The 15,619-nt window shown below is 37.0% G+C and carries 12 protein-coding genes; 10 read left to right on the top strand and 2 right to left on the bottom strand.

Annotated elements, in window-relative coordinates; genetic code table 11:
• Positions 1-15: 15 nt before the first annotated feature.
• Positions 16-1,083 carry a DNA polymerase IV gene (dinB, locus tag EMTOL_RS07445; RefSeq protein WP_015028661.1) on the bottom strand — a complete coding sequence of 356 codons (1,068 nt, stop codon included), beginning with the start codon at positions 1,081-1,083 and terminating at the stop codon, positions 16-18.
• A gap of 120 nt (positions 1,084-1,203) precedes the next feature.
• Here dinB and EMTOL_RS07450 point away from each other — a divergent pair, with 120 nt between their 5' ends.
• From EMTOL_RS07450 to EMTOL_RS07465, 4 genes are all read left to right on the top strand, one after another.
• On the top strand, positions 1,204-1,881 hold the full coding sequence (locus tag EMTOL_RS07450; protein ID WP_015028662.1) for a hypothetical protein: 678 nt from the start codon (positions 1,204-1,206) through the stop codon (positions 1,879-1,881).
• 186 nt (positions 1,882-2,067) lie between these two features.
• Positions 2,068-2,787, top strand: coding sequence for a YebC/PmpR family DNA-binding transcriptional regulator (locus EMTOL_RS07455; protein ID WP_015028663.1), 720 nt, complete (start codon positions 2,068-2,070; stop codon positions 2,785-2,787).
• A 60-nt stretch (positions 2,788-2,847) separates the two neighbouring features.
• A complete protein-coding gene (locus EMTOL_RS07460) occupies positions 2,848-4,245 on the top strand; it encodes a prenyltransferase/squalene oxidase repeat-containing protein (protein WP_015028664.1) in 1,398 nt (465 codons plus the stop codon).
• A gap of 342 nt (positions 4,246-4,587) precedes the next feature.
• Positions 4,588-5,466, top strand: a complete 879-nt coding sequence (locus EMTOL_RS07465) for a MerR family transcriptional regulator (protein WP_015028665.1) — start codon at positions 4,588-4,590, stop codon at positions 5,464-5,466.
• Positions 5,467-5,531: 65 nt separating this feature from the next.
• On the opposite strand, the gene lgt is transcribed toward EMTOL_RS07465, so the two are convergent.
• Positions 5,532-6,383, bottom strand: coding sequence for a prolipoprotein diacylglyceryl transferase (gene lgt, locus EMTOL_RS07470; protein ID WP_015028666.1), 852 nt, complete (start codon positions 6,381-6,383; stop codon positions 5,532-5,534).
• 212 nt (positions 6,384-6,595) lie between these two features.
• Here lgt and argC point away from each other — a divergent pair, with 212 nt between their 5' ends.
• The 6 genes from argC (at position 6,596) to serS (ending at position 15,606) form a co-directional block, all read left to right on the top strand.
• A complete protein-coding gene (gene argC / locus EMTOL_RS07475) occupies positions 6,596-7,570 on the top strand; it encodes an N-acetyl-gamma-glutamyl-phosphate reductase (RefSeq protein ID WP_015028667.1) in 975 nt (324 codons plus the stop codon).
• Positions 7,571-7,862: 292 nt separating this feature from the next.
• Complete coding sequence (secA, locus tag EMTOL_RS07480; RefSeq protein ID WP_015028668.1) at positions 7,863-11,177, top strand: preprotein translocase subunit SecA; 3,315 nt, start codon at positions 7,863-7,865, stop codon at positions 11,175-11,177.
• Positions 11,178-11,544: 367 nt separating this feature from the next.
• Complete coding sequence (locus EMTOL_RS07485; protein ID WP_015028669.1) at positions 11,545-12,240, top strand: tetratricopeptide repeat protein; 696 nt, start codon at positions 11,545-11,547, stop codon at positions 12,238-12,240.
• 84 nt (positions 12,241-12,324) lie between these two features.
• Complete coding sequence (gene ribH, locus EMTOL_RS07490; protein ID WP_015028670.1) at positions 12,325-12,804, top strand: 6,7-dimethyl-8-ribityllumazine synthase; 480 nt, start codon at positions 12,325-12,327, stop codon at positions 12,802-12,804.
• 116 nt (positions 12,805-12,920) lie between these two features.
• Entirely contained in the window at positions 12,921-14,249 is a 1,329-nt protein-coding gene (locus tag EMTOL_RS07495) for an aspartate kinase (RefSeq protein WP_015028671.1), read from the top strand.
• Between the two features lie 88 nt (positions 14,250-14,337).
• Positions 14,338-15,606 carry a serine--tRNA ligase gene (serS, locus tag EMTOL_RS07500; RefSeq protein WP_015028672.1) on the top strand — a complete coding sequence of 423 codons (1,269 nt, stop codon included), beginning with the start codon at positions 14,338-14,340 and terminating at the stop codon, positions 15,604-15,606.
• Positions 15,607-15,619 lie beyond the last annotated feature (13 nt).

The following is a 15,619-nucleotide window of genomic DNA, read 5'->3' on the forward strand; positions in this document are numbered from 1 at the left end:
GTACTTCCTATTTTTTTAGAAACTTAATGTGAGCTGGCGACCAATCATCTCATCTGCAAATTCGAGATTTGAGAAAGAAACCCCCATTAATCTCACTCCTTTAGGCAATGGAAACAAATTATTAAGCATTTCGTAGGAAACTTTAGCTAAAAAATCTTTCTCAAAAACTGGTAAATGGGTAGTTCGGCTGCGAGTAATGGTATCAAAATCGGCAAATTTTATTTTTAGGGTAATACTTTTCCCGAAGGCATTGGCACGTTGCATTCTTCGCCAAAGCTGCTCGATGATATCATCAAGTTCGTGATAAAGGTCATCGGGTTCGGTCAAATCACGGTCGAATGTATTTTCTACTCCAACCGATTTTCTGATACTATCGGGGTTTACAGAACGGTTGTCAATTCCCCGAGCAATATCATGGTAATATCGCCCAACTTTTCCAAAATTATTCACCAAAAATTCTAAGCTTTTTTCTCGTAATTCCTTTCCTGTAAAAATGCCCATTTTGTGCATTTTTTCGGCGGTAACTCTTCCTATTCCATGAAACTTCGCGATTTCGAGTTTCTCAACAAATGCTTCTGCTTGCGATGGCTTGATAACAAATAATCCATCGGGTTTGCGGTAATCGGAGGCAATTTTGGCTAAAAACTTATTTACCGAAACCCCTGCCGAAGCCGTAAGTGTTGTTTTCTCCTTGATTCGAACTTTAATTTCTTGTGCAATTTCAGTAGCAGTGGCAATTCCTTTCAGATTCTCAGTTACATCCAAATATGCCTCATCCAACGAAAGTGGCTCTACCAAAGGCGTATATTCTAAAAATATCTCTCTGATTTCTCTCGAAACTTGCTTATACACTTCAAACCTTGGCTTGACAAAAATCAGACTGGGGCATTTTTGTTTGGCAATACGTGAAGACATAGCCGAACGAACGCCAAATTTTCTGGCTTCATAACTGGCCGCTGCCACAACGCCCCGCTCGCTACTTCCGCCCACAGCTACGGGTTTCCCTCGTAACTCGGCAAAGTCACGCTGCTCAACCGAGGCAAAAAAAGCATCCATATCAATATGTATGATTTTTCGGTGCAATGGTGTTTGTCAATTATTTTTTATGTTTATACAACTTATGGTTACTAAATCTCATTATGTAACTAAGGAAGCCTTCGCTTGAAGCGAAGACTTCTTTTAACCATAAAACCAATTTTAAAAATGAAAACGTTCAGCATAAATAAAAGCATTTTTGCACTCGGAATAATCACCATGATTTTATCTAGCTGTGTCTCTTCAAAAGATTTTGTTTCTGAAAATTTCGCTAATGTAAAAAATAGGCACAAGAAAATAGCAATTCTACCTTTTGGTGTAGAGTTTCAGAATCCTCTGGCCTATTCAAAGCAAAAAAACGATACTCGTACTCGTCGCCAATACGATAAACGAGACCAAGAAGCAAGCCTTGATGCACAAAAAGACTTATTTATCAATATCGCCAAACAAGTAGAAAAGGGTCACTATGAAATTGCCATTCAAGATTTTAACCGTACAAATAAATTACTCGCCGACAGCGGTATTCGTTTAGAAGATATACGTTATCAAAATAAAGCCGATTTAGCAAGATTATTAGAAGTTGACGCAGTGATTTTTGGCGAATTGACGGTAAAAATCAGCAGACCAACTGATAGAAATATGGTTATGTCTCCGTGGGCAATGAATAATGCTCGCTTTGACGATGGCGTAGCAACTGATATTAAACTTTTCGATGCTCAGAGTGGCGAAATGGTTTGGGCGACCGAACTTAGTAATCGACCGAACAATCGAATGGACACACCTCATCAACTCACTTCGAGTCTGATGAATCAAATTGCCAAGCATTTGCCTTATCGAACTAAATAATTGAGCATAAGTGGCATTTATTTTATTGAAAAATTTCTCGTTAGTATTCATTACATTGAAAACTGCCAACTATTAACTGTAAGCCGAAGACGGTTGATTAAAATATATTTGTGTGTTTTTACATAAAATTTCATAATTTCGCAGCAAAATTAAGACATACAAAATATTAGATTTTTCATATAAAAAATGGGAAGAGCGTTTGAATTTAGAAAAGCCCGCAAAATGAAGCGTTGGGGGCAAATGGCAAAAACTTTTACAAGGATTGGTAAAGACATTGCGATTGCAGTAAAATCAGGTGGACCAGACCCAAATAGTAACTCACGCTTACGTGCGATTATGCAAAACGCCAAGGCAGCCAATATGCCAAAGGCAAACGTTGAGAATGCAATCAAACGTGCTTCTTCTAAAGACCAAGAAGATTACAAAGAGGTAGTATATGAAGGATATGGCCAGCACGGAGTAGCAATTTTAGTAGAATGTACTACTGATAATACGAATCGTACAGTTGCCAATGTTCGTAGCTATTTCTCGAAATGTGGAGGTAGTTTAGGAACTTCTGGCATGTTAGATTTCATTTTTGACCGTAAATCGGTTTTCAAAATTGCCAATGATGGTAAAACTGACATCGAAGAATTAGAACTTGAATTGATTGATTTTGGTGCTGAAGAAGTTTTCTTAGACGAAGAAGCTAATCAAATCAATATTTACGGTGAGTTTACGGCATTTGGTGCTTTACAAAAATATTTCGAAGAGAAAGGTTTTGAACTACTTCATGCCGATTTCGAAAGAATTCCAACTGACACCAAACAATTAACCGATGAGCAAGCGGCAGATATTGAAAAGCTTATCGAAAAACTCGAAGAAGACGATGACGTACAAAATGTTTACCACAATATGGTAAGCTAATTTTCTAAAAATAAAGCATATAATAGCCTCTTTTTGGGAGGCTATTTTTTTATAAAATCCATGAGATACGCTCTATTTCTACTTCTTTTAATAAAAATCTCAGCCTTTTCGCAGCAACCCTCGCCCGATTCGCTTCGAAAAGATATAGAACGCAGCCTCAACTACTTAACTCAACACCAAACCACACAAACCATCGAAGGTAAACAATACGCTGGCGAATGGGAGGCCTTTATGCAAATGAAAGGATTCTTTTTCTTCTTGGGCGTAAAGAACCAATACCGAGACTCTAATTGCTTCACAATGGCGGGCATACATAATATTTTGGCCGAAATGTACTTAGCTGACACCACGCAAAAACAGATTTTGCCCATGTTAGCAAAAGTATATCCCGAAGTTTTAAGTTACGCCACCCCCACTCCCATTGGTTTACAATTCAATTTTTGGAAAAAACTCCCCCCACGCCGCGATTTAAGCTGGGGGAAAGAGCCTAATCCTATACCATTGGTCAGACGACCAACAAACTTTATATTAGGAGAACGTTTTATCAATAATGCAGCGAATGTGGCCAACGATGCCGATGATACTGCCTTGGGAAATTTAGCAATTTGGTATCACCAAAAGATTTTCGGAAAAGATAGCAATCAAACCATTAAGCATAGCATTTTTGACCGTTATCTTGACCAAAATAGGCAAAACAGGCATTGGTATAATTATCTCTATCATGGTTTTAAAAAATCGGGAGCGTATATGACTTGGCTTGCCCAAGAATCAACCTTTGAAAATTGGCGTTTCCATAAAACTGTATTACACAATTTGGTTTTTTTCTTGCCTTTTAGTGTCTGTTATCCACACCCCTATATTCCTTACATTCCATGGGGAACCAATGATGTTGATGTGGTAGTAAATGCCAATGTACTTACCTATTTAACAAAAAAAGGTACGCTAAATCAGAGCAAAGGTCACGAAGCAGCACACAAACTTATAGCAAAGCATACCAAACGTGGTCACTGGAATCGAATGGGTATTTATTATCCTAATCGTTATCATTTCCATTTTGCGATTAGTCGAGCCTTGGCAGCGGGCGACACCGCCTTAAAATCTTCTGCTCAGTTGCTTTTAAATCATTTGAGTCAAACACAAAATCCTGATGGAAGCTATCAAAGCTGGAAGCACGTAAACAAAAGAGATATATTACAATCTACCACTTATGCTCTGTTATCTATGCTTTATTTGAAAGAGTCAGGGCTTGAAGTTTCACAGGAAACAATTAATCGAGCAGTTAAATATATTGATACTCAAAAGAAAATGGAAACCAACCAAAACTATTGGAAGGGAGGTGTGTTCTTTTCGGGAGGGACAGTTGTACGCAATATTCTTTACTTTACTTCCGATGCCTATACAACGGCTTTAGTAGCAATGGCCTATCAGAAATATCTGAAAATACATAATAAAAAATAAGAAACAGCACCTTCTTTCAAAAAAGCCAAGATAAGGAGCTATGTATTACTGTATAAATTTCAGAATGTTCTCTAAGCATTATTTTCACAAATTTGCTATTCTAAAACTTAAAATAATAGTTTTTCCGCGGTTCATTTTACTTGTTCAAAATGCCTTTTTTTTCATAAACAAACTTTTTTTCGAAATATTTTAAGAATTTTATAAAAAAAATGGTTTTTCTCGAAACATAAATACAAACATTCTGTTAAACCTTTACTTTGCTTTGTAAATGAAAAGCGACTATGAACGTGTTATTTAATACACTATGCGGAGCTAAACTAAACTTTTCAATAAAGTCAAGAAATGAGTAATTATTCCATTAAAGATTTAGAACAACTATCTGGTATCAAAGCCCATACTTTGCGTATATGGGAACAGCGGTACAATATCATTAATCCAAAAAGAACTGATACCAATATCCGTACTTACGATGATAGTGATTTGAAATTGGTTCTGAATATTGCATTGCTCAAAGACCACGACTACAAGATTTCGGAAATTGCTAAACTTAGTTTAGAAGAACTCTCGAAAGAGGTATTGGCTATTTCGGATAAACAACTCAATTATCCCGACCAGATTCATGCTCTTACCATTGCCATGATTGATTTGGATGAGGAGCGTTTCGAAAAAATCATTGCTACAAATATTTTGCAATTTGGTTTCGAGAATACAATGGTTAACATCATTTATCCATTCCTTACTCGAATCGGTACTTTGTGGGTGACTGGTTCTATTGGCCCCGCACAAGAGCATTTTATTACGAATCTGATTCGTCAGAAAATTATCGTGGCAATTGATGGCCAAGTCATTAAACCAGACGCAAATTCTAAGAAATACGTATTATTTACACCAGAAGGCGAGTTCCACGAAATTCCACTCTTATTTGCCAATTTTGTGCTAAGAGCAAGAAATAATAAGGTAATTTATTTGGGGCAAAGCTTACCATTTTCTGAACTACAATTTATTTGTGACCATCATAAGCCCGATTATTTATTTACTGTTATTACCTCTACACCGGGACAAGATGAAATACAGCAATATGTAAATAAGCTAGGAGAGACTTTTTCAGATATAAATATTTTGCTTACGGGTTATCAAGTAATTGGACAAGGACTCGATATTCCACCAAATACTGATGTAATTAATAATGTAAGGCAATTAATGGAAGTAGCCACTAATTAATAAATAAAAAATTCGAGGCGGTTCAAATTGAATCGCCTCGAATTTTTTACGAACCACTCAGCAAATTATGCTGCTTCTTGGTTTTGTTTATTTTTGAAAGTATAAATCAAAACACCAATTCCGAGCAAAACCGCAGGAATACTCAGAATCTGACCCATATTTAATGCCATTTTATCTTCAAAAGCTTCTTGATTTTCTTTCAAAAACTCATAGCAAAAACGAAGCCCAAATACCCAAATCAAGAAAATTCCGAGCAAAAGTCCACGAGGTGTTTTTTCCTTAAACTTATTCCAAATGCTATAAAGAATGACAAAAAGTATCAAGCAAGATAATGCTTCGTAAAGCTGAGCAGGGTGGCGTGCAAAAGGCTCAGGGGTCATGATTAAATCGCCAGTTGGTGTTTGACTAAAAGCATTAAACCTGAAAGCCCAAGGTACATTAGTGGCCTTGCCAACTATCTCGTGATTCATCAAATTTCCCATACGAATAAAAAATCCAGCTAAGGCTACCGTAATTACAATGCGGTCGGCCACCCACAAAAATGGTTGGTCTTTGTGGCTGCGAGCGTAGATAACCAAAGCGGTAATGATACCCACTAAGGCTCCATGACTTGCCAAACCTTGATACGGTGGCGTAATCATATCAATCAGAAATTCGCCCGGATTTTTTAGAAAACTATCAAATTCATAAAAAAAGTAATGTCCGAACCTCGCACCGATAACCGTTGCGATAATCATCACAAATAAAAGTGTATCGAGATCTTTTTCTGATTTGTGTTCTTTTCTGAAAACATTGAGCATAATTTGGTAGCCCAACAAAAAGCCCGAAGCAAACAAAAGTCCATACCAGCGTAATTCAAAACTGCCCAGTTTTGCTATAATCGGATTTACATTCCACGGAATTTCTAAAAGAGTCATGTATAATTGGGTTTGAAATTTCCTCAAAAATATGAGTTTTCTCTGAGAGGTTGCTTAATTTTGTGACAGATTCTTGAAAAATGTTGTTGTATTATCAAATACAATCTTTTTTTCGAAATAGTTTATCGTTTAAATAGGCTTTAAACGATAAACCGCCTTTAATTATTAACTTTTTAACGCCTTAAATTCATCCTCTTTGATTTAGGGCTTTTATGCAAATGAAAATAAACATCGGTATCATTGGGGGAGCTGGCTACACAGGTGGCGAATTGCTCCGTATTTTACTTAATCACCCAGCAGTAAATATTGGCTTCGTAAACTCGAAGAGTCAAGCAGGAAAACCTGTTTATGCTACTCATACCGATTTAATTGGCGAAACAGAGATACTTTTCACCGACCAAATGCCTTTCGAAGAAGTTCAAGCTATTTTCTTATGTTCGGGGCACAACGAATCGAAAAAGTTCTTGGCCGAAAATAGTGTTCCTGACCACGTGAAAATCATTGACCTAAGCACTGATTTCCGTGACCAAAGTAATGGTTTTATCTATGGTTTACCAGAATTACAAAAAGATTTAATCAAAACCGCTAATCGTATTGCCAACCCTGGTTGTTTTGCCACGAGTATCGAATTAGCACTTTTACCATTGGCTAGTACTGGTTTATTGAGTGAAGATGTGCATGTAAGTGCCGTGACAGGTAGTACTGGAGCGGGACAATCGCTTTCGGCAACCACCCATTTTAGTTGGAGAAATAATAATATTTCTATTTATAAGGCTTTCACGCACCAACATTTAAAGGAAATCAATCAAAGTCTTAAAACCCTTCAACCCAATTTTGGCAAAGCTGTAAACTTCATTCCTTACCGCGGAAACTTTAGTCGTGGTATCATGGCTAATGTTTACACCAAATTTGCCGGAACAATCGAAGAGGCCAAAGAACTTTATAAAAACTATTATGCATCGCATCCTTTTACACACTTAAGCGAGGCTAACGAAATAGATTTAAAGCAAGTTGTAAATACCAATAAGTGTATTTTACATCTCGAAAAACACGATGATAATTTACTCATTACGAGTATCATTGATAACCTAACAAAGGGTGCATCGGGGCAAGCAGTACAAAATTTAAACCTCATTTTTGGATTAGACGAAACCACTGGTTTAAAATTAAAGCCAATCGGTTTTTAAAAGGAATATTCAAAAACCCATGCTTCTATTCAAGAAGCATGGGTTTAATTTTTACAAGCTTTTGATTCTCAACCTAATAGCCGTTTGGGTTTATAAAATCGCCTTTCAACAATATTCCGCCAGAAATTTTGTTATAAAACTGCCATAAAAGGTTAAATTTGTAGTTTAAAAAAATAAATTATTGATAATCAGGCTATAAATTTCTGTCAACCTGTCAGTTTTTAAGTTTTGGCTACATATTTGATAAAACTAAACTTCATAATTTCGAGAATTAACGAACAAGAAATATAAAATGCTTAATTTTTTAACAAAAGGAATCACGCAGATTTTCGGTACTAAATCTGACAAAGATAACAAAGAGTTACAGCCCTATGTAAAGCTCACTAACGAAGAGTTCGCAAAATTAGCAAACCTTTCGAATGATGAATTCAGAGCAAAAACAAAAGAACTTCAAGATTACATCGCTCAGAAACTTTCACACATTGATGAGCAAATAAAAGCCATCAACGAAAATATCGAGAAAAACCCTGATATGTCGGTTGATGCTAAAGAAGCAAACTTCAAAAAAATAGATGCTTTAAAACTTGATAGAAATAAAGAGTTAGAAGTTGTTTTATTAGAAATTCTGCCAAAAGCATTTGCGATTGTTAAAGAAACAGCCAGAAGATTCTCCGAAAGTTCTGAAATTGTGGTTACAGCTTCGCACCTCGACCGTGAATTAGCTATGCGTAAATCGCACATCACTATCGAAGGCGATAAAGCCATCTGGAAAAACCAATGGGTAGCCGCTGGTAACCTAATGACTTGGAACATGGTGCATTACGATGTTCAGATTATTGGAGGTGCAGCTTTACATAAAGGAAAAATTGCCGAAATGGCAACAGGTGAAGGTAAAACATTAGTAGCTACCTTCCCAGCATTCTTAAATGCTTTAGCTGGAAAAGGTGTTCACGTGGTTACTGTAAACGACTACTTGGCTCGTCGTGACTCTGAATGGATGGGGCCAATTTTTGAGTTTAATGGCATTACTTGCGAATGCATTGATAAATATCCAGCAAACTCAGCGGCACGCCGTGCGGCTTATCGTGCTGACATTTGCTACGGTACAAACAACGAGTTTGGTTTTGATTACCTACGTGATAACATGGTAAACGACCCAGAAGAACTCGTACAACGCGAGCACCACTACGCAATGGTCGATGAGGTTGACTCAGTTTTGATTGATGATGCCCGTACGCCATTGATTATCAGTGGGCCAATGGCTCGTACTGGTGACGAAGAATTGTTCTTATCTTTGAAACCACGTATCCAGAGGGTGGTTGAAGCACAAAAAGTACTTACTAACGCTTATTTAATCGAAGCTAAAAAATTAATTGGTGCGGGCAATAAAAAAGAGGGTGGCTTAGCTCTTTTCCGTGCATTTAGAGGTTTACCCAAAAATAAACCATTGATTAAGTATTTATCGGAAGCAGGTATTAAAGCTATTCTTCAAGAAACAGAAGCAATTTACTTGGCAGAAAACCAAAAGTTAATGCCAGAAGCAGATGCTCCTCTTTATTTTACTATTGATGAAAAAAATAACTCAATTGAGTTGACAGATAAAGGTATTGATTTCTTGACTGGTGAAAGTGAAGACCATAATTTCTTCGTAATGCCAGATTTAGGTGTTGACTTAGCTGCTATTGCCAAATCAGACTTGAATGAACAGGAGAAAATCTTGAAAAAAGACGAAATTATTCGTGATTATTCTACCAAAGCCGAACGTATTCACGCTGTCAATCAATTATTAAAAGCTTATACTTTATTTGAAAAAGATGTAGAGTATGTGGTGATTGATAATAAAGTAATGATTGTTGATGAGCAGACGGGCCGTATCATGGATGGTCGTCGCTGGTCAGATGGTTTACACCAAGCAGTAGAAGCGAAAGAAAATGTAAAAGTTGAGGATTCAACTCAAACTTACGCAACAATTACGCTTCAAAACTATTTCCGTATGTACCACAAATTAGCGGGTATGACGGGTACTGCAGAAACAGAAGCAGGTGAATTCTGGAAAATTTATAAATTAGACGTGGTTTCGATTCCTACCAACCGTGCGGTTGTAAGAAAGGACCAAGAAGATAAAGTTTATAAAACCGTACGCGAGAAATATAATGCGGTTGTAGAAGAAATCGTAGAGTTAGTAAATATTGGTCGTCCAGTCTTAGTGGGTACAACATCGGTTGAAAACTCAGAGATTTTGAGCCGTATGCTTACGCTTCGTAAGATTCCACACCAAGTATTGAACGCCAAGCAACACGCTCGTGAAGCCGATATTGTTGCAGAAGCTGGAAAGCCAGGAACGGTAACGATTGCTACCAACATGGCTGGTCGTGGTACTGATATTAAGCTTACTGCCGAAAGTAAAGCGGCGGGAGGTTTGGCAATTATCGGTACAGAACGCCACGATTCACGTCGCGTTGACCGTCAGTTACGTGGTCGTGCAGGTCGTCAAGGAGACCCGGGTACTTCTCAATTCTTTGTTTCGCTTGAAGACCAATTGATGCGTTTATTCGGCTCTGACCGCATCGCGTCTGTTATGGATCGCATGGGCATGGAAGAAGGCGAGGTAATTCAGCACTCTATGATTACAAGCTCCATTGAAAGAGCTCAGAGGAAAGTAGAAGAGAATAACTTCGGAACTCGTAAGCGTTTGATTGAATACGATGATGTAATGAATATCCAACGTGATACCATTTATAAACGTCGTAAAAATGCCCTTTTCGGCGACCGTCTTTCACTCGATATTGCCAATATTCTTTATGATACTTGTAATGACATCGTAATGAATGCCGAAGGTAATTACGATGAATTTGAACTGCGTTGTATGCAAAAGTTGGCTATTCAGCCAGAAATTGCACGCAATGAGTTTTCAAAGGGAAATCCGAAATTGGTGGAAAGACTATATTTACAAGCTGAGAAAGCCTACAAAGCTAAAAACGATGAAATTCGTAAAAATATGGTTCCAGTACTTTCAAATGTACTTCAAGACCGTCGTGCACTAATTGATGAACCATTTATTGCGATTGTTGGCGATGGCAACCAAAATATTGGTTTGTATTGTAATCTTAAATCTGCCGTAGAAAGCGATGGCCGTGAATTGATTAAAGAAATCGAAAAACATATTTCGTTGAGTGTAATTGACCAAGAATGGAAAGAGCATCTTCGTGATATGGATGATTTGAAACAATCGGTTCAAAATGCCTCTTACGAACAAAAAGATCCTTTGTTGATTTACAAATTTGAAGCAGTTGAGTTATTCAAAAACTTCTTAAACAAAGTAAATACTGATACTGTAAGCTTCTTAATGAAAGCTAACGTGGTTGAGCTTCGTTTCCAACAAATGACACCACCAAAGGTAGAAACGCCAAAACTTCAAACGAATAAATCGAGCGATGAAGATGGTGGCGATGGAGCAAGCAAAACAACACCGTTACGCAATATAAAAATAGCTGACCGAAACCAACGTGTGAGCGTACAATATAAAGATGGTACAATAAAACGTGATGTAAAATACAAAAACGTAGAAGATGATGTGGTAAATGGTAAAGCTGTTTTAATTGAGTAGTGGCTAAATCATTTAAATAGATATAATAAAGGCGTTGGGTTTCTCCAACGCCTTTTCTTTTTCTGAATGTACACCTTTTTACAATTTCAATCGAAAGTTTTTTCAACGTAAATCATTAATCTTTTCATTGGTAAAGATTACGTACAACTTAAACACGCCCTTTAACGATATATTTTTCAATAAAAAAGGTTTATTTAGCATAATTTTTATCAAACTATTGATAGAAGTTCAAAATCAATTTCATAACTTTGCAGTCCGAAAAAAGTCTGATATAGATTTTTACAAATATTTTTTGAAATTAAAACTTGATTATCATTACTTAATCAAGTCGAAACGATAAATTAAAGCGGTAGTCGCACTATCTAAAATGGCAAAAAAAGAAAAATCAGGTCTTGAAATTATTGAAAGCCCAGAAGCTCTACAACAAGAATTTAACAAAGCAGAAGGCTTTTTGAAGAACAATCAAAAACTATTAACTATCATTGGTGGTGGTATTTTAGCGGTTGTTTTAGGTGTAGTAGGATATAATTATTACACAAATTCTCAAGATGACGAAGCTCAAGCAGCCATGTTTAATGCTGTATATGCATTCGAAGCAGATTCATTAAAACAAGCTTTGAACGGTACAGGCGGTAATGAAGGTCTTTTGGCAATTGCTGATAACTATGGTTCTACAAAAGCAGGTAAATTAGCTAACTTTTATGCTGGTGTAGCATTAGTAAAACAAGGTAAATACGATGAAGCAATTGAGCATTTGAAAGACTTTAGCTCAGATGACCTTCTTGTACAAGCAAGAGCATACGCATTGATTGGTGATGCTTATATGGAAAAGAAAAGCGTAGATGACGCAATCTCTTACTACAAAAAAGCAGCTGATTATAAGCCAAACAAAACTTTCACTCCAATTTACTTAATGAAATTGGCTAATGCTTATGAAGTTGCTAAAAATAACAAAGAAGCATTAGAGGTTTACAGTGATATTATCACAAATTATCCTGAATCAATTGAAATTGGTAACGCCAAGAAATATAAATCCAAACTCGAAGGCACTGTCGGCGAGTAATACTTGGTTATGCAATAAAAAATATAATCAAAGGGATAAGCCGAACGAGGTTTATCCCTTTTTTTTAATTTATCTAGAAAAACTATGTCGTCAGCTAATAAAAATTTAAGCGAGTTCAGTACCTCGAATTTACCCGATGTTAGTCAGAAGAAATTTGCTATTGTTGTAGCCGAATGGAATGCTGAAGTTACCGAAGCACTTTTTGATGGGGCCTATAAAACACTCATCGAAAATGGTGTAAAACCAGAAAATATCGTAAGAGCAAATGTGCCCGGTAGTTATGAACTAAGTTTTGGTTCGCAGGTTTATGCCCAAAAAGCAGATATTGATGCCATAATTGCTATTGGTTGTGTAATTCAAGGAGAAACCAAGCACAATGATTACATCAATCATGCAGTTGCTCAAGGTTTGACTAACGTTTCTCTGAAATATAATAAACCCGTGATTTTTGGGGTATTAACGCCTAATAATCAACAGCAAGCACTCGACCGAGCAGGTGGTATTCATGGCAATAAGGGCGATGAAGCTGCCATAACTGCCATCAAAATGTTGGCTCTTGTTTAATAAAAAATTATCATTGCAAATACTCAAATAAAAATACTGATAATCAACAAGCTAAACAATTCACTTTTTTAAACGGGCGGAGTTCCGTCTTATTCATTTAAAATTAAATTTAAAAAATGCAAGTTTGGAAATTTGGCGGGACTTCAGTAGGTAAGCCCGAGCGTATGCACTCTATTCGTAATTTAATTACTGAAGATAGTGGACGTAAAATCGTAGTATTGTCAGCTCTTTCGGGTACGACCAACGCTCTAATTGCTATTGGCGAGTCGCTTAAGGCAAACAATGATGCAGATGCTATCGAGAAAATTGATGCACTATATGCTCATTATGAGTCATTTATTAAGGAATTATACAAAACCGAAGAAGGTTATACCAAAGGTAAAAACATCATCGAAAAAGAATTTAACTTTATTCGTTCGTTGGTGAATATTAAACCATTCTCTCTCAAACAAGAAAAGGAAATCGTTGCAGAAGGTGAATTGCTTTCTACGCAAATGTTTGAGGCATATTTACAAGAAGAAGGTGTAAACTCGGCTTTGCTTCCAGCTTTAGATTTCATGTTGATTGATGCTGATAACGAGCCTGTTTTAAGTTTTACTGAAGAAAAACTTACAGCAATGCTTGGGCAACTTCCAAATACACAAATATTTATCACGCAAGGTTTTATCTGCCGCAATCCACGTGGTGAAGTAGATAACCTCAAACGTGGGGGCTCAGATTATACAGCTTCATTAATTGGTGGTGCAATTCGTTCGGAAGAAATCCAAATCTGGACTGACATCGACGGCATGCACAACAACGACCCACGTATTGTGAAGCGTACTTTCCCAGTACGAGAACTCACTTTTGAAGAAGCGGCAGAGCTGGCATACTTTGGAGCAAAAATCCTTCACCCAAGTACAATCACACCAGCAAAAATGCGTAGTGTTCCTGTTCGCTTGAAAAATACAATGGAGCCAAACGCATACGGTACACTTATCGCCGATAAAACTACCGACTCTGAGATTAAGGCTATTGCCGCCAAAGATGGCATTACAGCAATTTACATTCACTCAACTCGTATGCTGAATGCTTATGGCTTTATGAGAAGAGTATTTGAAGTATTCGAAAACTACAAAACTCCAGTAGATATGATAACTACTTCGGAGGTTTCGATAGCCGTAACGATTGATAATGCCGATAATTTAGATAAAATTACAGCAGTTTTAGGTCAATTTGCCGATTTAGAAGAGCATGACCGCAATCAATCAATCATTTGTATCGTGGGTAATTTCAAAGCTGATAAAGCAGGTATTGCTCTAAAAGTTATGGAAGCCATGCGTGATATTCCGATTAGAATGATTTCTTACGGAGCTTCAGAGCATAATATCTCACTTTTAGTTGATACAAAAGATAAAAATGCAGCCTTGAACGCACTCAACGAAGGGTTGTTTAAGTTTGATTAATTGTTATTAGTGCCATTACTTCATCAATAATTAATGCAAAATCAACGAGAAGAGGCATCAAAACCTCTTCTCAAAAAATATAATAGCAATGCTACAACTCAATTTTATTAAAGAAAACAAACAAGCTACCATTGATAGCCTCAAACGTAAGTATTTTAAAAATGCCGATGAGACTGTTGAAGCTGTTTTAGCCATCGACCAGAAACGTCGTGAAACACAAGCTGAACTTGATGCAACTTTAGCGAGAGCCAATGCCCTTGCCAAAGAAATTGGCGGCTTGATGAAAGCTGGAAAAAAAGAAGAAGCCGAAGCTGCGAAAGCAGAAACAGCCGAATTGAAGATAAAATCTAAAGGTTTGGAGGAAGATTTGAAAAACTCGGAAGCAGAGCTTTATGACATCATGGTTACAATTCCGAACTTACCACACGCAAGTGTGCCAGACGGCCGTACTCCAGAAGAAAACCTCAATGTCTTTCAAGCTGGAGAAATACCTACTTTGCACGAAGATGCTTTACCACACTGGGAACTCATTAAGAAATACGACATAATTGATTTTGATTTAGGAAATAAAATCACAGGAGCGGGATTTCCAGTTTATAAGGGAAAAGGAGCAAGAATCCAACGAGCTATGATTAACTTCTTTTTAGATGAAGCATTAGCAGCGGGGTATTTTGAAATTCAACCACCAATTTTAATTAATAAAGATTCTGGTTTCGGAACTGGTCAGTTGCCTGACAAAGAAGGACAAATGTACCATGCAACTGTAGATGATTTGTATTTGATTCCTACGGCGGAAGTTCCAGTAACAAATATTTACCGCGATGTTATTTTATCAGATGCGGAGTTACCAATTAAAAATGTGGCTTACACGCCTTGTTTCCGTCGTGAAGCAGGAAGCTGGGGGGCTCACGTGCGTGGTTTGAATCGTTTGCACCAATTCGATAAAGTTGAAATCGTACAAGTTCGCAAGCCTGAAGAATCATATCAAGCTCTAGATGAGATGGTAGAACACGTAAAATCATTGCTTGAAAAATTAGAATTACCTTACCGTATTCTTCGCCTATGTGGTGGCGATATGGGCTTTACTTCAGCTTTGACTTATGATTTTGAAGTATATTCTGCGGCTCAAAAACGCTGGTTAGAAGTAAGTTCAGTTTCAAACTTTGAATCATATCAAGCTAATCGTTTGAAACTTCGTTATAAAGTAGATGGTAAAACTCAACTTTTGCACACACTCAACGGTTCGGCCTTAGCATTACCACGTATTTTGGCATCAATTTTAGAAAATTCTCAAACACCAGAAGGTATCAAAATACCAAAAGCATTAGTGCCTTACTGTGGTTTTGAAATGATATAATATTTAGTTTTTA

The organism is Emticicia oligotrophica DSM 17448 (assembly GCF_000263195.1).
Lineage (GTDB): Bacteria > Bacteroidota > Bacteroidia > Cytophagales > Spirosomataceae > Emticicia > Emticicia oligotrophica.

What these genes read in the sequence shown, in the direction of transcription:
- argC (WP_015028667.1), top strand. Translation starts at nt 6,596, where the DNA reads ATGCAAATGAAAATAAACATCGGTATCATTGGGGGAGCTGGCTACACA.
- secA (WP_015028668.1), top strand. Translation starts at nt 7,863, where the DNA reads ATGCTTAATTTTTTAACAAAAGGAATCACGCAGATTTTCGGTACTAAA.
- EMTOL_RS07465 (WP_015028665.1), top strand. Translation starts at nt 4,588, where the DNA reads ATGAGTAATTATTCCATTAAAGATTTAGAACAACTATCTGGTATCAAA.
- EMTOL_RS07455 (WP_015028663.1), top strand. Translation starts at nt 2,068, where the DNA reads ATGGGAAGAGCGTTTGAATTTAGAAAAGCCCGCAAAATGAAGCGTTGG.
- lgt (WP_015028666.1), bottom strand. Translation starts at nt 6,383, where the DNA reads ATGACTCTTTTAGAAATTCCGTGGAATGTAAATCCGATTATAGCAAAA.
- EMTOL_RS07450 (WP_015028662.1), top strand. Translation starts at nt 1,204, where the DNA reads ATGAAAACGTTCAGCATAAATAAAAGCATTTTTGCACTCGGAATAATC.
- EMTOL_RS07485 (WP_015028669.1), top strand. Translation starts at nt 11,545, where the DNA reads ATGGCAAAAAAAGAAAAATCAGGTCTTGAAATTATTGAAAGCCCAGAA.
- ribH (WP_015028670.1), top strand. Translation starts at nt 12,325, where the DNA reads ATGTCGTCAGCTAATAAAAATTTAAGCGAGTTCAGTACCTCGAATTTA.
- EMTOL_RS07460 (WP_015028664.1), top strand. Translation starts at nt 2,848, where the DNA reads ATGAGATACGCTCTATTTCTACTTCTTTTAATAAAAATCTCAGCCTTT.
- EMTOL_RS07495 (WP_015028671.1), top strand. Translation starts at nt 12,921, where the DNA reads ATGCAAGTTTGGAAATTTGGCGGGACTTCAGTAGGTAAGCCCGAGCGT.
- serS (WP_015028672.1), top strand. Translation starts at nt 14,338, where the DNA reads ATGCTACAACTCAATTTTATTAAAGAAAACAAACAAGCTACCATTGAT.